Annotated in this window: 4 protein-coding genes; all 4 read left to right on the forward strand. The window is 74.7% G+C overall.

Features of this window, described 5'->3' with window-relative positions; translation table 11 throughout:
• The first annotated feature begins 10 nt into the window (after positions 1-10).
• From AB0E05_RS23590 to AB0E05_RS23605, 4 genes are read left to right on the forward strand one after another with little or no spacing between them, the layout of a single operon-like run.
• Positions 11-4,462 carry a condensation domain-containing protein gene (locus AB0E05_RS23590; protein WP_361966627.1) on the forward strand — a complete coding sequence of 1,484 codons (4,452 nt, stop codon included), beginning with the start codon at positions 11-13 and terminating at the stop codon, positions 4,460-4,462.
• Complete coding sequence (locus tag AB0E05_RS23595) at positions 4,459-5,328, forward strand: 3-hydroxyacyl-CoA dehydrogenase family protein (RefSeq protein ID WP_361966630.1); 870 nt, start codon at positions 4,459-4,461, stop codon at positions 5,326-5,328. The genes AB0E05_RS23590 and AB0E05_RS23595 overlap by 4 nt, the downstream gene beginning before the upstream one ends.
• Positions 5,315-12,919 carry an amino acid adenylation domain-containing protein gene (locus AB0E05_RS23600; RefSeq protein WP_361966632.1) on the forward strand — a complete coding sequence of 2,535 codons (7,605 nt, stop codon included), beginning with the start codon at positions 5,315-5,317 and terminating at the stop codon, positions 12,917-12,919. The genes AB0E05_RS23595 and AB0E05_RS23600 overlap by 14 nt, the downstream gene beginning before the upstream one ends.
• 3 nt (positions 12,920-12,922) lie before the next feature.
• Positions 12,923-23,617, forward strand: a complete 10,695-nt coding sequence (locus tag AB0E05_RS23605; protein WP_361966634.1) for an amino acid adenylation domain-containing protein — start codon at positions 12,923-12,925, stop codon at positions 23,615-23,617.
• Positions 23,618-23,715 lie beyond the last annotated feature (98 nt).

Raw genomic sequence — 23,715 nt, forward strand, 5'->3', positions numbered from 1 at the left:
GGGAGCCACCATGTCCGGATCGCACCCCGGCGTCGACGGCGACGACATCGCCGTCGTCGGCATCGGCCTGAACGTCCCCGGCGCGTCGACCCTGGAGGAGTTCCGCGCAGGGCTCGCCGCGGGGCGGGACGGCGTCGGCCCGATGCCGGTGCGGCGGGCCGAGGCCACCGGTCTGGACCCGGCCGTGCCACGCCTGCCCATGGGACACGTCGAGGACATCCACACCTTCGACCACGCCTTCTTCAAGCTGTCGCGGCGCGAGGCCGCACTGATGGATCCGCAGCACCGGATGGCCCTCGTCCTCGCCCACCGGGCGATCGAGGACGCCGGCTACCCGGTGGCGGGCTTCCGCGGCAGCGACACCGCCGTGGTGTTCAGCGCCGCCACGTCCGGCTACCACGACCTCGTCGGCGAGCAGGGGGCACTCGGCACGCTGGGCAACGTGCCGTTCGGGCTGCCCGCGCGGATCGCCCACACGCTCGGCCTCCAGGGCCCCTGCCACGCCGTCGACACCGGGTGCAACGGCTCGCTGGTGGCCGTGCACCACGCCTGCCGCGAACTGCGTTCGGGCGAGGCGGAGTTCGCCATCGCCGGCGGGGTGAGCCTGCGGATGGCGGGCGTCCCGGCCGCGGAGGTCGCCGGCTTCACCGAGCTGGTGTCACCCAACGGCCGGTGCCGGGCGTTCGACGCGGACGCGGACGGCACCGTCTCCGGCGAGGGCGGTGCGGCCCTGCTGCTCACCACCGTGCGCCGGGCCGTGGCCGACCGGACCCCGATCCACGCCGTCATCCGGGGCAGCGCCACGCTCCACAACGGCGCCAGCACGGGCACCATCAGCGCCCCGAGCGCGGTGGCGCAGCGGCGCGTCATCGCCAAGGCGTGGGCGGCGGCGGGCGTCGACCCGGTGCACGCGGGCTATCTGGAGGCCCACGGCTCCGGTACGCGGCTCGGGGACGCCGTCGAGCTGGAGGCGATCGCCGGGGCGTTCGCCGGCCGCACCGAACCCCTCCCGATCGGGTCGGTGAAGACCAACATCGGGCACCTCGACCACGCTGCCGGGGTGGCCGGTCTGGTGAAGGCGGTGCTGAGCGTGGGCCACGGCGAGCTGTACCCGTCGCTCCACTTCGCGCGTCCGACGCGGGACGTCGACCTGGACGCGGCGCAGATCGAGGTGGTCACCCAGACGCGCGCCTGGTCGACCGGGGGCGATGGGCCGCGGCTCGCGGGGGTGAGTTCCTTCAGCCTCGGCGGAGTGAACGCGCACTGCGTGGTGGCTCAGCCGCCGGAGCCGCCGCGGCGCGGGACCCCGGCGCCCGGTCCCGAGGTGGTCGGGGTCTCGGCCCGCAGCCACGAGGCGCTGGCGCTGCTGTGCGGCGAGTTGGCGCTCGCCCTACGGGGCGGCGACCTGCCGTTGCGGGACGTCGCCTTCACCCTCAACCAGGGCCGCAGCCACCATCCGTACCGCGTCGCGGTGACGGCGGGCAGCACCCGGGAGTTGGCCGTCCAGTTGGCCGCCGAGGCAACGTGGCTGCGGGCCGGCGCCGACCGGGCGTCGACCGGGCAGCAGCCCCCGGCCGTGGCCCTGCTGCTGTCGCCCGGCGCGCTGCCCGCGGGCGTCACCGGTGGCGCGCTGCCGGCGGCCCTGCCTGCGACGGGGCGTGCGGCCCGGGTGCTGGCCGCGCAGATCGCCGCGTACGACGTGCTGCACGGTCACGGCGTCACGTTCGACGCCGTCCTCGGGGCGGGTGCGTCGCGGTTCGCGGCCCGGCACGTGCTGGGGCGACGCTCCCCCGTCGACCCGGTCGAGTTCGCCGCTGCCCACACCGCCCCCGTCGACGTGGCTGAACTGCTCGGGGTGGCCCACAAGCTGCTGGCCGACGGGCCCGTGCTCTTCCTCGAACCCAGTCCCGACGGCGTGCTGGGGCAGCTGCTCGCCGAGCACCTGTCCGGTGTCGACGGGGCTCTGGTACGGGCCGTCGACGGGCCGTTGGACACCGTGCGGGTGCTGTACGAGAGCGGAGTGGAGGTCGACTGGGCCGGGGCCCGGCCGGAGAACGTCGCAGCGCGGCGGGTGCGGCTGCCCGGCCATCCGCTGCTCGGCACTCCCTGCTGGGCCGACGCCCCCGTACCGCCCCCTTCACCCGTCGCCGCGCCGCCCGCACCCACGCCGCGGGAGGCGGCACCCGAAGGGCCACCGCGTGAGGAGGCGTCGGACGGCGTGGGCTGGTTGCAGGGCACGCTGCGGGAGCTGCTGCACGCCGACGCGCCGATCAGCGTCGACGAGGACTTCTTCGACCTCGGACTGAACTCCCTGATCGCGCTCCAGTTGGTCGAGCGGATCCAGGAGCGCTTCGGCGTCCGTCCCAAGCTGATCGACGTGTACGAGCACCCCCGGGTCGCCGACCTCGCCCGGGTGATCACACCGGCGGACGCGGCGCCCGGCGCCCTCCCGCCCGTCACCCGCGGTGACGGGGCGGTCCTGTCGTACGGGCAGGAACGCATGTGGTTCCACCACCAGCTCGACCCCGACACCACCCTGTACAACCTGCCGATGGTCAGCCACGTCCGTGGCCCCCTCGACCCGGATGCCCTGCGCGGCACCTGGGAGGACCTGGCGGACCGCCACGAAGTGCTCCGCTCCAACTTCATCGAGCTGGAGGACGGCCCCGGCCTGCGGATCCGGCCGGCGCTCGGCGACTTCTACCGGTTCGTCGACGTGTCGGACGAGCCCGATCCGTTGGCGGCGGCACGGGAGTCGGTGCGGGCGGCGGCCCAGGTCCGGTTCGACCTCGCGCACGATCCACTGCTGCGGCTGCTCGTCGTGCGACTCGGACCCGACGAGCACGTGGTCCACGTCACGGTCCACCACGCGGTGAACGACGGCCACTCCCCGAAGGTCTTCGAGCGGGAGCTGCCGCTGCTGTACGCCGCCCGTGAGAAGGGCACGCGGGCCGAGCTGCCCCCGCTCCCGGTCCGCTACCGGGACTACGCGCGCTGGCAGCGCGACCTGGTGGCCCGCTCGGCGCTCGACCACGAACTCGCGTACTGGGTCGACAAGCTGCGCGACGCGCCGGCGCTGGAGCTGCCGACGGACCTGCCCCGCCCGGCGCGCAAGGGCTTCGTGGGCGACCTGCACCCCTTCACCGTCCCGACGCCGGTCCTGCGGGCGCTGCGCGAGCTGGCCCGCCGCGAGTCGGTGACGGTCTTCGTCGTTCTGCTCACGGCGCTGTACGTGCTGCTCGCCCGCTCCAGCGGACAGCGGGACATCGTGGTCGGCACCCCGACGACCGGCCGCAACCGCCCCGAGCTGGACGGGCTCATCGGCTTCTTCAACAGCACGGTCGCCCTGCGCACCGACCTGTCCGGCGCACCGAGCACCCGTGCGCTGCTGCACCAGGTGCGGTCGGTGGTCCTGGAAGCGCTGGAGCACCAGGAGATCCCCTTCGACCGGGTGGTGAACGCGCTCGGCGTCGACAAGGACCTGGGTCGAGCACCGCTGTTCGACGTGTTCTACGTGCACCAGGCGCTGCCGCCGGTGCAGGCGGTCGGCTCCGCCGTGGGCGACTTCTTCGATCCGCGCGGCTCCGTCGCCAACAGGTTCGGCGGCATGCCGGCGGGCACCGCGAAGTTCGATCTGACCCTGGTGACCACGGACCGCGAGGGAGAGGACGACATGGCGGCGTGCCTGGAGTTCAGCACCGAGCTGTTCACCGAGCGGACCGCGGCGAAGCTGGCCGCGGCGTACCTCGGCATCCTGGACGACCTCGCCCGGGTCACGGACATGGACCGGCCCGTACCCGGACTGCACGCGGGGCCGGAGCGCCCCGGTCCGTCCGTGCCCGCAGTCCCCGGGTCGCTGCCGCGGGTGCGGGTCCCGGCCGACCGGCCCCGCCCCGCGGACCCCGTCGACGCCTCCGCCACCGTCACGACGGACCTCGACGACGACCTGTGCGCTCGACTGACGGCGCTCGGCGGGCCCGACGCGTGGGACGGCGCCCTGCTCGCCGTCTGGCTGGTGCTGCTGGGCTGGTACACGGGTGAGGACGCGGTGGCGGTCCTCTCCACCACCGCGCAGGGCACCCTGGCAGTACGGGGGGACCTCGCCGGTGAAGTGGACTTCACCGAGCTACGGTCCCGGTTGCGGCGTACGGCGGCCGAACCCCCCGGCTCCGCAGCGCTTCCCGTGCGTTACGCCGGCCACGGCACCGCGGCGGACCGGTCCGGAGCGGAACTCGCCCTGGAGTGGTCCCGGAGCGAGGCGGGCGGGCTCGCCCTCACCCTCGCGTACGCGCCCGAACTCTTCGACGAGGGCACCGCGGCGGACCTCGCCGCCGATCTGACGCGCCTGTTGGCCGGCGTGCTGGCACACCCCGCCGCACCGGTGCACGAGGTGGCCCTCGACCACATCCCCCCAGACGAACCGTCACTCGACCCCGACCTGTCGGTGGAGGCAGCACGATGACCGAGAACACCCACGACGCGGCGCCCGACCGAGCAGAGCCGGTCGGCGTCGTCGGGGCCGGCACCATGGGCGTCGGCGTCTGCCAGAGTCTGATCCAGTCGGGCGTGGACGTCGTGCTCGTCGAGCCCGACGAGGTCGCGGCCGACGGGGCCCGCGAACGGCTCGCCCAGTCCCTGCGGTTGACGAAGCTGCTCGGCCGGGGCCCGGCACGGGCCGGCGGCCGGGTGCACTGGGCGCGCTCGCCCGAAGCGCTCGACGAGGTCGGCTTCGTCATCGAGTGCGCCCCGGAGCACCGGGACCTCAAGGAGTCGCTGTTCGCCCGGCTCGACCGGATCTGTCCGCCGCGGGCGGTCTTCGCCACGTGCACCTCCGCGATCCCCGTCACCCTGCTCGCGGCCCGCACGGCGCGCCCCGAACAGGTGCTCGGGCTGCACTTCATGAACCCCGTGCCGCTGAAGGACACCGTCGAGGTGGTCCGTGCGGAGGCCACCTCGCAGGAGACGATGAACCGGGCGCTGGCCCTCCTCGGCCGGCTGGGCAAGGAGGCCGTCGTGGTCGCGGACGGGCCCGGCTTCGTCCTCAACCGGGTGCTGATGACGTGCATCGCGCAGGCCGCCGCCCTCGTCGACGAGGGGGCCGCGGACGGCGCCACCGTCGACGCCGTGTTCGAGAAGTGCCTCGGCCATCCGATGGGGCCGCTGCGCACGGCCGATCTGATCGGCCTGGACAACGTCATGGACACCATGGCCGTGCTGCGGGAGCAGACCGGTGACGACCGGTACGCCGCGCCGCCCTCGTTCGCCGCGCTGGTCGCCGCCGGGCACTTGGGCCGCAAGACGGGGAAGGGCTTCCATGTCTATTCCTGACGCACACCGTGCACCGGCTTCCGTCGGCGGTTTCGGCGGCGCTCGGGTCGGCTTCGACACGGCGGCCCTGGCCCGGGTCGCCCGGCGCAGCGGCGGAGGGCCCGCCGCGGTGCTGGTGGCGGCCGTCGCCGTGTACGCCCACCGCAGGTTCGGCGCGGACGAGGTGCTGATCGGGTACCGGACGGCGGGCGCGACGGTCCCCGTGCGTCTCGCGATGTCCCCCGGTCGTACGTTCGCCCAGGTGGCACGGGCCGTCGGCGCACAGCTCCGACGCAACCGGCCGACGTCCGACGCGTCGGCGCCCGGGCCGGACCATCCGGGCCTGACGTGCGAACTGGTCGATCCCGAGCACACGGTCCTCCCGGACGCCGCTGCGGGACCGGTCGCCGGCCTGGACGTACGGGCTGGCGCCGCCGCCGACGGCGGATGGGACATCGAGGTCCGCTCGGGCGTCCCGAGCGATCACCAACGTCGGTTCGCGGCCCTGTTCGCGCAGGTGGCGGGGCGACCCGAGGCACCCGTGGGCCGGTTCGACCTGGCGGACGGGCAGGAGCAGGATCGCTTCCTCCACGCGTTCAACGACACCGGGCGGGCGGTTGCGGACGGCACCGTTCCGGGCGTCTTCGCCCAGCAGGTCCGCAGCGTCCCCGCAGCGGTGGCCGTCAGGCACGGCACGGACCGGTACACGTACGCCGAACTCGACGAGCGTGCCGACCGGTTGGCCCGGCAGCTGGTCGAGCAGGGCGCGGGACCCGAACAGTTGGTGGCCGTGATGCTGCCGCGGACCTGCGAGATGGTGGTTGCCGTGCTGGCCGTGCTGAAGTCGGGCGCGGCGTACGTGCCGATCGATCCTCAGCACCCGGACGGTCGGATCCGATACCTCCTGGACGACGCGCGCCCCGCCGTGGTGGTGACCACGGCCGCGCTGCTCGGCCGGCTCCCCGAGGGCTCCCCCGTACGCCCGGTGGTCCTGGACGACGTGCGGCACGCCGTCGCTCCCCCGGCGGTCGACCTCCCGGCCGTGCTGCCGCAGAACGCGGCCTACGTGATCCACACCTCGGGTTCGACGGGCCGTCCGAAGGGCGTGGTGGTCGCCCACCGGAACGTGGTGAACTTCGCCGCCTGGTCACTGGACGCGGTCGGCGCCCCGGCGTTCGAGCGGGTCCTCGGATCCACTTCGTTGAGCTTCGACATGTCGGTGTTCGAGATCCTGGTGCCCTTGATGAGCGGGGGCAGCGTGGACCTGGTGCCGAACCTGACGGCGCTGCTCGACCTGCCGGAGTGGGCCGGCAGCCTGGTGAACACCGTGCCGTCGGTGTACCGGCGGGTGCACGAGGCGGAGTGGGTGACCGAGCGGGCGACGCACTACGTCTTCTGCGGCGAACCGCTCTCCGCCGACCTGGTGCGGACGGTGCAACAACGCCTGCCCGAAGCGCGGGTGTTCAACGTCTACGGCCCGACCGAGGTCACCGTGTACGCCACGGTCTGGCCGTGCGACCCTGACTCCGCCGGTGACCCGCCGGTGGGCCGCCCCACGACCAACGTCCGCTGCCACGTCCTGGACGCGGCGCTCCGCCCGGTGCCGCTCGGCGACGTCGGCGAGCTGTATCTCGCCGGGGAGTACCTGGCCCGCGGCTACGCGCACCGGCGCGGGCTGACCGCGGAGCGGTTCGTCGCCGACCCGTTCGCGGTCGACCCGGGCGGGCGGATGTACCGCACGGGCGATCTCGCGCGGTGGGGCGCCGACGGCGCGTTGGAGTTCGTCCGCCGGGCCGACCAGCAGGTCAAGGTGCGCGGCCATCGGGTGGAGCCGGGCGAGGTGGAGGCGGCGCTGCTGCGGCAGCCGACGGTCGCCGGGGCCGTCGTCGTCGCCACCGCCGACGGCGAGGGGGACCACGGGCTCACCGCCTTCGTGGTGCCCGAAGGACCCGGCTGCGTACCGCAAGCGCTGATCGAGGCGCTACGGGCCGAGTTGCCCGAGCCGCTGGTTCCGGCCGCGGTCCGGACGTTGGACGCGCTGCCGTTGAACCCGAACGGCAAGGTCGACCGGCTCGCACTGGCCGAGTCGGCCGCGACCCAGGAGGTCACGGCCCGGCCGACGCCGGTGGCCGGCGGACCGGTGGAGACGCTGCGCGAGGTGTTCGCCGCGGTCGTCGGGCGGCCCGACGTGGGTCCGGACGACAGCTTCTTCGCCGTCGGTGGCGACAGCATCACCTCCATCAAGCTGGTCCGCCGGATCCGTCGGGCCGGGCTGGTCGTCTCCCTCCAGGACGTCTTCGAGCGCAAGACGCCCGCGCTGCTGGGCGAGGTGGCCGCGCCCCTCGCGGCCGGCCCGGAGTCATGTGCCGCGCTCCCCACCCGTCCGCTGATCGACCTGGACGACGGCGAGCGCGAGTGGCTGGCGGCGCACTGCCCCGACGTGGAAGAAGTGCTTCCGCTCTCGCCCCTCCAGGAGGGGCTGCTCTTCCACGGCAACCACCACCGCGACCACGAGGACGTCTACGTCCTCCAGGCGGCCCTGGACTTCGTCGGCCCGTTCGACCCGGACGCGCTGCGCCGCGCCGCCGCGCTGTTGTGCCGACGGCACACCGGGCTGCGGGCCGGATTCCTGCGGCTGCCGTCCGGCCGGCCCGTGCAGATCGTCCGGGCGGATGCGGCGCCCGCCCTGACCGAGGTCGACCTCACCGGATCGCCGTCGGACGAGCAGGAGCGGGAGACCGAGCGGCTGACGGCCGAGGACCGCGCCGCCGCGTTCGATCCGGCCGCGCCTCCTTTGCTGCGGCTCACCCTCGTCCGTCGGGCGGACCAGAGGTTCCGGCTGCTGATCACCGCCCACCACATCCTGTTGGACGGCTGGTCCGTCCAGATCATGGCCCGTGAGCTGTTCCAGCTCTACGCCCGTCCGCGCTCCCTCGACGCGATGGGGGCGGCGCCGCGCCACCGCGACTTCCTGGCCTGGCTCGCCGAACAGGACCGGGACGAGTCCGCGCGGGTGTGGCGTCGGACGCTGGGCGACGTCCGGCCCACCCTGGTCGCCCCCGAGGGGCTGCGGCGCAGCTCGGCCTGGCCGGCGCAGCTCGGTCGTGAGCTGTCCGAGCAGCAGGTGACGGCCCTCACCGAGCTGGCCGCCCGGCTGGGCGTCACCGTCAACACCCTCTTCCAGGTCTGCTGGGGCCTGTTGCTGGCACAGCTGACGGGCCGCAGCGACGCGGTGTTCGGGGTGGCGGTCTCCGGGCGCTCGCCCGAAGTGGCCGACGTCGAGTCCATGGTGGGCTTCCTGATCAACACCATTCCGATGCGGATCGCGACCGACCCGGGCGAGACCCTGGCCGAAGTGGTGCGCCGGGTGCAGGACGAGCAGTCCCGGCTGCTCGCCCACCACCACCTCGGGCTGCCCGGGATCCAGCGCGCCGTGGGCGTGGACTCGCTCTTCGACACGGCGATGGTGTTCGAGAACTTCCCCGTGGACCGCGACCCGTGGTCCGTCGTGCCCGAGTTGGAGATCCTCGACGCCCGCAACGAGACCGCCGGGCACTATCCGCTCACACTGATGGCGCTGCCGCGGCCGTCGGGAAGGATGCTGCTGTTCCTCCTGCACCGTCAGGACGTCCTCGACACCGAGACGGCACAGCAGTTGCTCGCCCGGGCCCTTCGGCTGCTGGACGCGATGGTCACCGCGCCGACGACGCGCCTGGCGCAGTTGGACCTGCTCGACGACGCCGAGCGCGCCGCGCTCGCTGCGTACGGCCGGGCCGACGGCGCCGGGAGCGGCGCCGGCGAGGTGACGCCCCGGACGGTCCCCGACCTGTTCGACGCGCAGGCCGCGGCGACGCCCGACGCACCGGCGGTCCGCAGCGCCGGCCCCGACGGCGCGGTGCTCACCTACCGCGAGGCGTCCGCCGCGGCGTACCGCACGGCCCGGGAGCTGATCGCCCGGGGCATCGGCCCGGAGCAGGTGGTGGCGCTCGTGCTGCCGCGCGGGGCGCGCACCGTCACGGCGTTGTTCGGGGTGCTCGCGGCGGGTGCCGCGGTCGCCCTGATCGACCCCGAGTACCCCGAGGAGCGGCTGCGGCTCATCCTCGGCGACGTACGGCCCGCCCTGGTGATCAGCGACCGGGCGAACGCCTTCGGGCCGACGCTGCGCAAGGCCGGGGACGTCCTCGTCCTCGACGACCCGGACACCGCGCGCCGCATCGACGGGCACGACGGTCGGCCCGTCGGCGACGGGGAACGCGTCCGGCCGCTGCTGCCGGCGCACCCCGCGTACGTCGTGCACACGTCGGGCTCCACCGGACGCCCCAAGGGCGTCCTCGTCCAGCACACCGGTGTGGCGGGGGTGTTGAGCACCACCGTGGCGCGGTCATGGCTCGGCCCGGACCGTCGGGTGCTCCAGTTCGCCTCTCCCGCGTTCGACGCAGCGCTGTTGGAGATCTTCGAGGCGCTGTGCTCGGGCTCGACGCTCGTGGTCGCGCCGGCGGACCGGCTGTTGCCCGGCCGCGGTCTGGAGCGACTCGCGCAGGAGGAGCGCATCACCGCCGTCACCCTTCCACCGTCCGCGCTCGCGGTGCTCGACCCGGAGGACGGTCTGCCCGCGCAGTGCGTGATCCGTGTCGCGGGCGAGGCGCTGCCGGCCGAGTTGGTGGCCCGGTGGTCGGTGCGCCACCGGCTGGTGAACGGCTACGGGCCCACCGAGGCCACCGTGTGCGCGTCCATCAGCGACGGGCTGACCGGCACCAGCACCACCATCGGCCGTCCCGTCGCACCGACCCGGATCCGCCTGGTGGACGCGGCCCTGCGCCTGGTGCCGCCCGGTGTGGAGGGCGAGGTGTGCCTGTCCGGCCCGGCGCTCGCCCGCGGCTACGTCGGCCAGCCGGCCCGCACCGCCGAGCGCTTCGTCGCCGATCCCCACGCCGCACGCCCGGGCTCGCGGATGTACCGCACGGGTGACCTCGCCCGTTGGAACGCCGACGGCTCGCTGGAGTTCACCGGCCGCTCCGACCGGCAGATCAAGATCCGCGGGTATCGGATCGAGCCCGGTGAGGTGGAATCGGCGCTGCTCGCCCACGAGGCCGTGGCGCAGGCGGCGGTGCGCACCTGGACCGTCGACGGCACCGGTTCGCGGCTGGTCGCCTACGTCGTGCCCGAGCCGGCCGCCGCACTGGACGGCGGAGCGGAGGGGCACGTCCTCGCCGACTGGACCGCCGTCCACGACAGCGTGTACGCCATCGAGGACAACGCCCACCGGATGACCGGGGGCATTGCGCCCTTCGGCGACTCGTTCGCCGGCTGGAACAGCTCCTACGACGGCTCGCCGCTGCCCCGGGAAGCGATGCGGGAGTGGCGGGACGCCGTCGTCGACCGGGTGCGGGAACTCTCCCCCCGGCACGTCCTGGAGATCGGTGCCGGCACCGGCGCGGTGCTCTCCGCGCTCGCGCCGCACTGCGAGAGCTACCACGCCACCGACATCTCCTCGGTGGCCGTGGACACCCTGCGTCGCCAGGTCGCCGAGGTGCCCGCCCTCAGCAGCCGGGTCACGGTCACCCACCGGTCCGCCGACGACTTCTCCGGGCTGCCCGAAGGCCACTTCGACACGGTGGTCCTCAACTCCGTCGTGCAGTACTTCCCCTCGCGCGACTACCTGGAGCGGGTGCTCGACGGGGCGCTGCGCCTCCTGGCGCCCGGCGGGACGGTCTTCGTCGGCGACGTCAGGGACCTCGCCGGCCGGCCGGTGCTCTACACCGCGGCCGGGATCGGCACCGCCTCCGCGATGACGACGGTCGCGCAGGCCCGGCTGACGGTGGGCCGAAAACTCCTGCTGGACAAGGAGCTGGCGATCGCGCCGCGGTTCTTCGGCGCGTTCGGCGACGCGTCCGACGTCCGGTCGAAGTCCGGCGACCACGACAACGAGCTGACGCGCTACCGCTACGACGTCACCCTCCACAAGGCGCCGCTGTCGGGCGCATCGGCGGCCGGCGCCACCCGGCTCGCGTGGGGCACCGACGTGACGGGGCCGGGCGAGCTGAAGGCGCTGCTGGCCTCGGCCGGCGGGGCGCTGCCGCTGCGCGTCACCGACGTCCCCGACGCCCGGCTGGCCGCGGACCTCGCCGCCGTACGGGCCCTGAACGCCGCCGCTCCGGGCACCACGATCGGGGCGCTCGACGTGACGGTCGCCGGCGACCCGGGCGTACGGCTCGCGGAACTGTCCGCAGTGGGCGCCGAGTTCGGCTACCGGGCACTCGCGGCGCCGGGTTCGACACCGGGCCGGATCGATGTCGTCCTGATGCCTTCGGCGGCAGGCGGAACGATCCGGGACGTGTACGACCCGGCCGTGGACCCGGCCCCCGCGACCGTGCACGAACCGGCCGTCGCGGGGGTGGCGGCGGCGCTTCCGACCGCGTTGCCGCAGCGGCTGCGCGAGGTCCTGCCCGCGCACCAGGTGCCGTCCGCGGTCGTCGTGCTGCCGGAGCTGCCCCGCACGCGCAGCGGCAAGATCGACCACGCCGCGCTGCCGGACCCGGAGTCGGCCGGCAACGCGGTGGGCCGCGCGCCGCGCACGGTCCAGGAGAAGCACCTGTGCGAGTTGTTCGCCGAAACGCTGGGCCTGCCCGCCGTCGGCATCGACGACAACTTCTTCGACCTCGGCGGCCATTCGCTGCTCGCCGCCAGGCTGGCCCGCCGCATCGAGTCGACGTGGGGCACCGGCGTGGACACGGCGACGCTGTTCGTCGCACCGACGGTCGCCGCCCTCGCGGAGCGGTTGGGCTCGCACGACCAGCGCTTCGCGTTCGACGTCGTGCTGCCGCTGCGCCCCACCGGCAGCCACCCGCCGCTCTTCTGCGTGCACCCCGCCGGCGGCGTCGGTTGGACGTACTCGGTACTGATGCGTCAACTCGGCGCCGACCACCCGGTGTACGCGCTCCAGGCCCGCGGCCTGGGTCGGGACGAGCAGCTGCCGCAGTCCGTCGTCGAGATGGCCGACGACTACCTGCGGCAGATCCGCCGCATCCAGCCGCAGGGGCCGTACCACCTGCTCGGCTGGTCCTTCGGCGGGATGGTGGCGCACGCGATGGCGACCGCGCTCCAGGCCGCCGGGGAGCAGGTGGGGCTGCTCGCGCTGCTGGACTCGTACGTCATCGCCGACCATCCGACGCTGCCGCCGATGGAGGCGTTCGGCGGAGAGCGGGCGATGTACGCCGCGCTGCTGTCGTTCGCCGGGATCCAGCCCTCGGCCCTGCGGGTGGAGGAACTGACCACGGCGCGGTTCCTGGAGATCGTGCGGAGCACCGACAGCGTCCTGTCGGACATGTCCGAGCGGTACCTGCTCGGCATGGGCGAGGTGTACGACAACAACCTTTCGCTGGGCCGGGCCTTCAAGCCTGGCGTGTACCGGGGCGACGTGCTGTTCTTCGCCGCCCGCCCGGACGACGAGTCGGTCCCGATGACCGTCGACGGCTGGGACCCGTACGTGGTCGACGGCCGCGTCCGCGTCGTCGACAGCGAGTTCGGCCACGCCGACATGGGCAACCCCGAGTCGCTGGCCCAGGTGGGCAAGGTACTGGCCGGTGAACTCGGCCTGCCGGAGGAGGAGTAGGTCGTGCGGAGCGAAGCGGGACGGGAGCTGTCGGCGGCGCAGTCGAGCCTGTGGTTCGGCCACGAGCTGGATGCGGGCGGGCTGCGGTACGTCGTCGGCCAGTACTTCCGCATCCGGGGCCCGGTGGACGCGGACCGGTTCGAGCGGGCAGTGCGGATCGAGGTCGCCGGTAGCGAGACGATGCGGGTGCGGTTCGTCAAGACCGAGGACGGGGCCCGTCAGATCGTCGAGCCGGCGCCCGAGTGGGCGCTGCGTCGGCTCGACGTGTCGAACGAGCGGGCTCCGTCGGAGAGCGCCGTGCGGTACTGCGAGGCGCAGTACGAGCGGCCCTTCGACCTCGCGGCGGCGCCGCTGTTCGAGCACACCCTGATCAGGGTGTCCGACGCGGAACACGTGTGGTGCGCCCGCTTCCACCACCTGTTGTGCGACGGCGCCGGTCTCGACACGTTCGTCCGACGGGTCGCGCGCACCTACACCGCGCTCTGCGCCGGTGCGCCCGTCGACGACGGGGTCCACGACCGGGTGGAGACCCTGCTCGTCGACGACGCCCGCTACCGGGCCTCCGCGCGCTGGCGCGACGACGCCGCGTTCTGGGCGGAGCAGGTCGCCGACCTGGACGACGTGCCGGTCCTCGCGCAGGGGCCGGTGCCGCCGGGCGCCACGGGCCATCTGCGGCGCTCGGGCCATCTGCCGGCCGAGCAGTGGGAGCGGCTGCGGGAGCGGGCCGACGCGTGGGGGGTGCGGTGGCCCGCCGTGCTGTGCGCCGTCACCGCGGCCCTGCTGCACGCCGACAGCGGGCGGCGCGACGTCGTCCTCGGCCTGTCGGTGCCCGCCCGGGTCGGCAGGGCCGCCCGCGGGGCGCTCGGCACGGTCTCCAACGTGCTGCCCCTGCGGCTGGCCGTCGACCCCGGGCGCCCGTTCGCCGAGTTGGCCCGGGACGCGAGCACGGGGATCACGGCCGTGCTGCGGCACCAGCGGTACCGGCTGGAGGACGTCCTGCGCGACGCGGCCGCCCTCGACGGCACGCGACGGATCGTCGGCCCGACGGTGAATCTGATGTCGATGGCCACCGACCTGGAGTTCGCCGGTCATCCGGCGACCGTCCACGAGGGCTCGCCCGGGCTGCCTGACGAACTCGCCGTCGGCGCGTACGACAACGGCGAGCCGGCGCTGCGGCTCGACGTCGACGCCTCGGCGGCCCGGTACACCGAGCGGGACGTGAGGGCGCACCACGACCGGCTGGTGACCGCGCTGTCCGCCGTCGCCGATGCATCGGACGCCCTGCCCGTGGGGCGCCTCGCCCTCGCCCGCGTCGACGAACCGGCCCGGCCCGCCCGCAGCGCCGTGCCACCCGGCCCGACCCTGGTGGACCTCTTCGCGCGTCAGGTCCAAGCACGGGCGTCGGAGACCGCCGTGGTCCACGGCGGTGCGTCGCTGACGTACCGGCAGCTCGACGACCGGGCCGAGGAAGTGGCCCGCGTGATCACGGCCCGCGGTGTGGCACCCGGCCAGTTCGTGGCCCTGGCGCTGCCCCGCTCACTCGACCTGGTCGCGGCGATCCTGGGCGTGCTGAAGGCCGGTGCGGCCTATGTGCCGCTGAATCCGTCGTACCCGGCGGAGCGGCTGACCGCCACCCTCGCCGACGCGGCGCCCGCCCTGCTGATCACGGACGGCGGGGGCGCGCCGCCGGACGTGCGGACTCCCGTGGTGCGTCTGGAGGACGGGGAGTTCGGGGAGTCCGCACCCGGCGAAGCACTGCGGCCGGTGCGGCGCCCGCGCCCCGCCGACCCCGCGTACACCATCTTCACCTCCGGCTCCACCGGCCGTCCCAAGGGCGTCGTCGTCACCCATGGCAACGTGGTGCGGCTGCTGACGTCGTCCGCTGCCTCCTTCGACTTCGGGTCTGACGACGTGTGGACCCTGTTCCACTCCGCGGCGTTCGACTTCTCCGTCTGGGAGCTGTGGGGCGCGCTGCTGCACGGCGGACGGCTCGTCGTCGTCGACGAGGACACGGCCCGCTCGCCGGACGAGTTCCTCGACCTCCTCGTCGAGCAGGGGGTCACGGTGCTCAACCAGACGCCGTCGGCGTTCACGGAGCTCGTGGAGGCCGACGCCCGGCGCCCCGCGGTGAGCGCCCGGCTGCGGCTGCGGTACGTCGTCTTCGGCGGGGAGGCGCTGGAGCCCTGGCGGCTGGTCGGCTGGTACGCGCGGCACCCCGACACCGCGCCCCGGCTGGTCAACATGTACGGCATCACCGAGACCACCGTCCACGTCACCGAGCGACGGCTGACGGTCGACGCCGCGGCGGCGAGCGCCGGCAGCCTCATCGGCGCCCCGCTGCCCGACCTGCGCGTCCAGGTGCTCGACGCCGCGCTGCGGCCGGTGCCGTCGGGGCTGCCCGGGGAGATGTACGTCTCCGGGCCCGGGCTCGCCCGCGGCTATCACGACCGGCCCGGCCTGACCGCGCAGCGCTTCGTCCCCGACCCCACCGGTGCCCCTGGCGAGCGGATGTACCGCAGCGGGGACCTGGCGCGGCGGCACGAGGACGGCGGGCTTGAGTACCTGGGGCGCGCCGACCGCCAGGTCAAGGTCCGCGGCTTCCGCATCGAGTTGGGCGAGGTGGAGGCCGCGCTGAGCGGGCTGCCCCGGATCGCCGCCGCCGCGGCGCTGGTCGTCGAGCACCGGCCGGGTGACCGGCGGCTCGTCGGCTACGTCGTGCCCGACGGCTCGGTGGCCGACGCGTGCGACGTCACCAGCGCGGCGGCACCGGATCCGCGGGAGGTCCGCGACGCCGTCGCCGCCGTGCTGCCCGCCCACATGGTGCCCTCGGTGGTGCACGTGGTCGACGCCCTGCCGTTGACGGCGAACGGGAAGCTGGACCAGCGACGGCTGCACGCTCTTGCGCCGGGGCGTTCCGCGGCGGGCGCGGCGGTGGCGGACGGGGTGACGGCGACCGTGCGCCGGCTGTTCGCCGACGTCCTGGGCAGCGACGCGTTCGGCATCGACGACAGCTTCTTCGCCCTCGGCGGGGACTCGCTGCTGGCCAACCGGCTCGCCCTGCGCATCGCTGCTGCGTCGGGCGCGGCCGTCTCGGTGCGCGACGTGTTCGCCCGGCCGACCGTGGCGGGCCTCGCCGACCTGCTCAGGGATCCCGTGCACGGGCCGGCCGGCGGGGCCGGGCCGGGCCGCGCCCCGAACCGCCCGGCGCGGGTGCCCGCCTCGTACGCCCAGCGCCGGCTGTGGTTCCTGCACCGGATGGAGGGCCGGGCCGCCACGTATCTGATCCCCCTGGCCGTGCAGTTGGACGGCCCTCTGGACGTGGCGGCGCTGCGCGCCGCGTGCACGGACGTCCAGGAGCGGCACGAGAGTCTGCGCACCGTCTTCCCCGACACCGCCGAGGACCCGAGCCAGGTGGTTCTGGAACGGCCGGACACGCCCTTCGTCGTACGCGCTGTGGCCGCCGCCGACCTCGACGCGGCGCTGCGCGCGGAGGCCGCCCGGGGGTTCGACCTCACCGTCGAACTCCCCTGGCGCGTCACCTTGTTCGGCTCCGGACCCGACCGGCACGCCCTGCTCGTCGTGCTGCACCACATCGCCGCGGACGAGCACTCGCTGCGCCCGCTGCTCCGGGACCTGTCCGCCGCCTACGCGGCCAGGACGCAGAGCCCGGGCGGGCCGTCAACCGACTGGCCCCCGCTGCCGGTCCAGTACGCCGACTACGCCCTGTGGGAGCGGCAGCGACTGGGCAGTGAGGAGCAGCCGGACAGCAGGCTCGCCGTTGAGCTGGCCCACTGGCGGCGGGCGCTCGACGGGCTGCCCGAGGTGCTGCGCCTGCCTCGGGACCGCGATCCGGCACCCGCACCCGCGCACCGCGGCGGCGCCGTGACGTTCGCGTGGGAGCCCGCGCTGGGGGGGCGCGCCCGCGCGCTGGCGGCACACAGCGGCGCCACCCCGTTCATGGTGCTGCACGCCGCGGTCGCCTGTGTGGTGAGCCGGCTGGGCGCGGGCACGGACCTGCCCGTGGGGACGGTCACCTCGGGCCGCGACGGCGCCGGGCTCGACGAACTCGTCGGCTTCTTCGCCGAGACGGTGGTGCTGCGCACCGATCTGTCGGGCAGCCCGGGCTTCGCCGAGGTGGTCGACCGGGCGCGCCGCACGGACCTGGACGCCTTCGCCCACCAGGTGCCCTTCGACCGGGTCGTGGACGCCGTGGGCCCGCGCCGGGTGCTGGGCCGGCACCCGCTGTTCCAGGTGGCGATCGCGCTGCGTTCCGGCCCGTCGCCGGTGGCGAACCTGTCGGGAGTGCGAGCGACGCCGGTCGTGCTCGACCGGTCGATGGCCAAGTTCGACCTGCTCTTCGAGTTCGCCGAGAACGCGGCCGGCGGCTTCGACGGCGTGCTGGAGTACAACGCCGACGCGTTCGAGCGGCGGACCGCGGAGGTCGTCGTACGGGCCCTCGGTCGGCTGCTCGACGCCGCACTTGACGATCCCGCGGCGCCGTTCGACTCGCTGCCCGTCCTCGACGAGGAGGAGCGTGCCGCCCTGCGCACGGTCGCACCGCCGCCGGCCGTTGCCGCGCGGACCGTCGCGGGGCCCGCGCCCGCCGAGGAGCTGTTGGCGTCCCTGTTCGGCTCGCTCCTCGGAGTCGACCGCGTCGAGCCCGACGACGAGTTCTTCCGGCTCGGCGGCGACTCCGTCCTCGCCATCCGGCTGGTGAACCGCGCCCGCGCGTCGGGCGTGGCGATCCGGCCCCGTGACGTCTTCCAGTGGCAGACCCCGCGGGCGCTGGCGCGAGCCGCCGCGCACGCGACCCCGCCGACCGGACCCGGGGAGCCGTCGGAGGCCGTCGGCGCCTTCCCCCGTACGCCGATCATGCACTGGCTCGCCGGGTTCGGCGCTCCTGCGGACTCCTTCGCCCAGTCGGTCCTGTGTCCCCTGCCTCCCGACGTCACCGACGCGACCTTGGTCACGGCGCTCCAGGCGGTGTTGGACCGGCACGACACGCTCCGGATGACCGCGGCCGGCGACGGTTCGTTGCGGATCGCGCCGCCGGGTGCGGTACGGGCCGCGCGGTGTCTCACCCGGGTCAGCACCGACGACCCCCGGGCCGAGGCGGAGCGCCAGCGCGACCGGGCCCGCCGCGAACTGTCCGCCCGCGGCGGCGTCCTGCTGCGCGCCGTCTGGCTCAAGGGCACCGGACCTGCTGACGGCGGGCTGCTGTTGCTCCTGGTCCACCATCTGGCGGTCGACGCGGTGTCCTGGCGGATCGTCCTGCCGGACCTGGCGGCGGCGCACGCCGCTGCGCTCGCGGGCCGGCCGGCCGAACTCGCGCCCGTCCCCACCCCGTTCCGCACCTGGGCCCACCGCCTCTCGACGGCCACCCCGTCCGCGGCGGAGGCCCGTCGGTGGCGCGAGGAACACACCACGACGCACGTGGGCCGCCGGCCGGTGGACCCCGCGCGGGACACCGTCGCCACCACCTCCACGGTCCGCTGCCACCTCGACGCGCAGACCACCGGGGCGCTGCTGGCCGCGGTCCCCCGCCGTTTCCACGCCAACGTGCCGGAGATACTGCTCGCCGCGCTCTCGGTGGCGCTGCACCGCTGGTCGGGCAACCCGGACGGCAGGCCCCTCCTCGTCGACGTCGAGGGGCACGGCCGCGACCTGGACCTGGCTCAGGTCGCCGACCTCGACGTCTCGCGCACCGTGGGCTGGTTCACCGTCATCCACCCGCTGCTGTTGGACGCCGGCGTCGAGGACTGGGACGCGATGGCGGTCCGCGGCACCGGCCTGGAGGAGGTGGCGAAGCGGGTGAAGGAGCGGCTGCGCACCGTTCCGCACCGGGGCGTGGGGCACGGTCTGCTCCGCTACGGCGCCGATCCCGAAGTCCGCGCCGCCCTGTCCACGGCCCCGCCGATCGGCTTCAACTACCTGGGCCGCTTCGACACCGACGACGCTCCCGGCGCCGGGGGCGGTGCCTGGGAGCCGTTGCCGGGGTCGCTGCGCGGCGAGGCCGATCCGGCGCTGCCCGTGGCACACGCCGTGGAGATCGACGCGTTCGTGGCGCCGGGCGAGGGCGGGCCCCGACTCCACTTCGTCTGCACCTGGCCGGTGGAACTGCTCGACAGGCCCGAGGTGGAGGCCCTCGCGCAGGCGTGGAGCACGGTGTTGTCCGCGTACGCCGCGCACCACACGGACGTCGACGGGCGCGGCGGCGTGCACACGCCGTCCGACTTCCCCCTCGTCTCCGTCACGCAGGCGTACCTCGACCGTTTGGAGGCCGAGTCGGTGCCCTTGGCCGACCTCCTCCCCCTTGCACCGCTCCAGTCGGGGCTGCTGTACCACTCCCTCGCGGCACCGCCCGACGCCACGGACCGGCTCGATCCGTACGTCGTGCAACTCGCCCTCGACCTGGACGGGGACGTCGACGCCGGGCGGCTGCGGGCTGCCGCGGAGTCCTTGCTCAGGCGCCATCCGCACCTCGGCGGAGCGTTCTCCCTGGACGGGCCCGCCGGCCCGCTGTACGTGGTGCCGCAGCGCGTGACGCTTCCCTGGCGGACCGTGGATCCGGTGTCCGGGCCGCTGTCCGACGACGCGCTGCGGGCCCGGCTGGCCGAGGACCGCGGGCCGTTCGTGACGCACCGATCGCCGCTGCTGCGCTTCACGCTGGTCCGGGTCGGCGCGCGGCGCTGGTGCCTGGCCTTCACCCATCACCACTCCCTCCTCGACGGGTGGTCCGTACCGATCCTGCTGCGCGAGCTGTTCGCCCTGTACCGCGGTGCGGAGCTGCCGCCGGCGCCGCCGTACCGCCGGTATGCGGCGTGGTCGGCGGCTCAGGACGTCGTCGGGGCGCGGGAAGCGTGGCGACGGGAGCTCTCCGGCGTCGAGCCGACGCGGCTGGGCCGTGCGGACGCGCCTCCCGAGCCCTCACCGCCGTACACCTTCTCCCTGCCCCCGGAGACCGTCGCCGCGCTCACCGTGCGTGCGGCGCACAGCGGGCTGACCGTCAACACTCTGGTGGAGACGGCGTGGGCGTTGGTACTGGGGCATCTCACCGGCAGGGACGACGTGGTCTTCGGGATCACCACGGCCAGCCGGCCCGTCGGTCTCGACGGTGTCGAGGACATGGTCGGGCTGCTGATCAACACCGTGCCGGTGCGGGTGCGGCTCGCCCCCGGGGCCGGTCTCCAGGAGCTGGCCGCGGCCGTCCAGGCCGCCCGGGTCCGGCTGCTCGACCACGACCACCTGGGGCTGGCCGCGATCGAGGCGGCGACGGGCACCGGCGACCTCTTCGACACCCTGCTCGTCTTCGAGAACTATCCGTTGGATCCGGAGGACTTCACCGGTCCTGGGTCCGGACTGCGGGTGGCGGGCGTGGACGTGCACGACGCGACGCACTACCCGCTCGCCCTCGCGGTCCTACCGCGCGCCGGACGGCTCGACTTCCGCTTCTATCTGCAACCCGGCCGGCTGAGGCTTCCGGGGTCCGTCAAGGAGCTGTGGCGGCTGGTCGCCGACGCCTGTCAGGCGGTCGCGGACCACGGGGAGCGGCCCGTACGCGAGGTCGACCTGCTCGGGGAGCGGCGGCGCGGTCGACTGCTGGCGCAGGGCCGCGGGGCGGTCGTCCCCGTGCCCCACTGCTCGCTGGCCGAGGCGTTCGAGGCGACGGTGCACGTCGATCCCGACCGTCCCGCGCTGTGGTCGGTCGGCCGACCGATCGGGTACGGGCAGCTCAACTCCCGCGCCAACCGGCTGGCCCACCACCTGCGCCGCCGCGGGGTGGCCCCCGGATCGGCGGTCGGTCTGCGTCTGGAGCGCTCAGTCGAGGTCGCCGTCGCCCTTCTCGCCCTCGCCAAGCTCGGCGCGGTCAGCGTGCCCCTGCGTGCGGACCTGCCGCCGGCGGCCCTCGCCGCGCTGTTGCGCGACGCCGGCGCCGTTGTGGTCCTCGACTCGCTCGCCGAGGCCGAGGAGCAGGCGGCCGGCGAGTCGGCGGCCGACCTCGGCGTCCGCGTCCCGACCGACGCGCCCGCCTGTCTGATGTTCACCTCGGGCTCCTCCGGGGCGGCCAAGGGCGTCACCGTCACCCATCGCAACGTCCTGGCGCGCGTCCACGACCGCGCCTTCGCCGGCGCCGAGCACGAGCGGGTCCTCTTCCACTCCTCCTACGCCTGGGACCCCGTGGTGTACGAGCTGTGGATGCCGCTGCTCACCGGCCGGTTGGCGGTCCTCGCGCCGCCCGGTGACCTCGACCTCGACGACTACGCCGTCACCGTGGCCGCGGGCCGGGTCACCGCGGCCTGGTTCACCGCAGGGCTGTTCGAGCTGATCTCGGAGGAGGCGCCGGGCGTCCTCGTCGACCTGCGGCAGGTCTCCACCGGAGGGGACGTCGTCGCGCCGTCCGCGGTCCGTCGCGCCCGACGGATCAACCCGAAGCTTCGGATCGTCAACTACTACGGCCCGGTCGAAACGACCACGTTCGCGACGGGCCACCCGGTGCCCGAAGGACCCGTCGGGGACGATCCCCTGCCCGTCGGCCGACCCATCGACCACACGTCCGTGGTGCTGCTCGACACCGCGCTGCGGCCCGTGGCACCCGGCGTCCCCGGTGAGGTCCACCTCTCCGGGGCCGGGCTCACGGCCGGCTACCACCGGGCCCCCGTGCTCACCGCGCAGCGGTACGTCGCCGACCCGTACGGCGCCCCGGGGTCCCGGCTGTACCGCACCGGTGACCTCGCACGGTGGGACGCCGACGGCCGGCTGCACTTCCTGGGCCGGGCCGACCGGCAGGTGAAGGTCAACGGCTTCCGCGTCGAGCCGGGGGCGGTGGAGGCGGCGCTCTGCCGTGCGCCCGAGGTCGCCGCCGCGGCCGTCGCCGCGCACACGGCGGGCACCGGGAAGACCCTCACCGCGTACGTCGTGCTGCGCACCCCCGTCGACACGGCTCAGCTCCGCGCCCGGCTCGCCGGCGAACTGCCCGGCTATCTGGTGCCGACCGCGGTCGTCCCGGTCGACGCGCTGCCCCTGACCGCACACGGCAAGGTCGACACGGCCGCCCTGCCGGCGCCCGCAGCCATCGACTCCGCGGGCCGGCACGCCCCGCGCACACCCCGGCAACAGGCCGTGGCCGCCCTGTTCGCCGAGGCCCTCGGGGTCGACGCGGTCGACGCCGACGGCGACTTCATCGCGCTCGGGGGCAACTCGCTCGCCGCCATCAGGCTGGTGGGCCGACTGCGCAGCGAACTCGGCGCAAGGGTGCACGTGCGCGACCTCTTCGAGGCGCGCACCGTCACCGCCCTGGCACGTCGGCTGGACGCCCCGGCGGGCGCGCACGTCGTGCTTCCGGCGTTCCCCCTCGGCACCACAGCGGGCCCCCGCCCGACACAGGCGCCGCTCTCCCCTGGTCAGGAACGGCTGTGGACCGTCCACTACCTGGCGGACGACCAGCCGGACTACCTCACCACCGCGGCCTTCGACCTGACGGGCCGGCTGGACACGGCAGCGCTGCGCGCTGCGCTGGCGGACGTGGTGGAGCGCCACGAGGTCCTGCGAACCGTCTACCCGTACACCGGCGGGGGCCCCGTGCAGCAGATCCTGCCGCCCGGGGCCGCACCGCTCGACCTGTTGGGGGTGGAGGTGTCACCGGCCGGGCTGGACGCCGCGCTCGCGGCCGAGCTGCGCACCCGCTTCGACCTGGTCAGTCGGCCGCCGCTGCGCGTACGGCTCTTCCGCACGGCCGCCGAACGGCACGTACTGCTGCTGGTCCTCCACCACATCGCGGTCGACGGCGAGTCGTTGGCGCCGCTGCTGCGGGACCTCGCCACCGCCTACGGCAGCAGGTCGGCGGGGGCGTCGCCCGCGTGGCCCGCGCCCGCCCCGCAGTACGCCGACTACGCCCGGTGGCTGCGCGATCGGATGGGCGACGAGGCCGACGCCGACAGCCCGGCCGCCGCCGGGGCCCGGTACTGGCGCACGGCGGCGAAGGGGCTGCCCGACGAACTGACGTTGCCCCTGGACCGGCCCCGGGCCGCGAAGGTCGACGGGCACACCGCCACCCTGGCGTTCGACGTGAGCGCCTCGACCCACCGTCAGCTCCACCGGATCGCCCGCGACTGCGCCGCCAGCACGTACGTCGTGTGGCATGCGGCCCTGGTTGCCGCGCTCGCCCGGCTCGGGGCCGGGGACGACGTGCCGATCGGCGTCGCCGTCAGCGGCCGGGACGCGGCGGGCCTTGACGACCTCGTGGGGTGTGCCGTGCACACGGTGGTCCTGCGCACCGACACTTCGGGCCGGCCGACCCACCGCGAGCTCGTCACCCAGGTCCGGGACCGGTTGTTCGACGCGCACGACCACAAGGAGTTCCCCTTCGACCGGCTCGTGGCGCTGGTGAATCCACAGCGCTCCCCCCACCGTCACCCGCTGTTCCAGGTCGCCGTCACCCACACCGCGCTCAGCGGCACCGAGGCGCCCCGCCTTTCGGGGCTCACGGCCCGGGTCCGCCCCGTGTCGGTGCCGCGTGCCGAGTTCGACCTGCTGTTCCACCTGTCGGAACACCCGGCGCTCGGCGGCATCAGCGGCACCCTCACGTACGCCGCCGAGCTCTTCGACCGCGGGACGGCCGAGCGTGTGAGCGCGGAGGTCTCTCGGGCGCTGGAGACGATGGCAGAGCGGTGGGACGACGTCGTGCCGGGGGCGCCCTGACCGGTCGTGCGTCGGGGCGGGTCGTGGTCCGGCCCGCCCCGTCACTCCCTACGGCCCCACGGACCGATTCGCGCCAATAGCGGATGCTTCAACCTGCG

It is taken from the genome of Streptomyces sp. NPDC048057 (assembly GCF_040653095.1).
GTDB lineage: Bacteria > Actinomycetota > Actinomycetes > Streptomycetales > Streptomycetaceae > Streptomyces.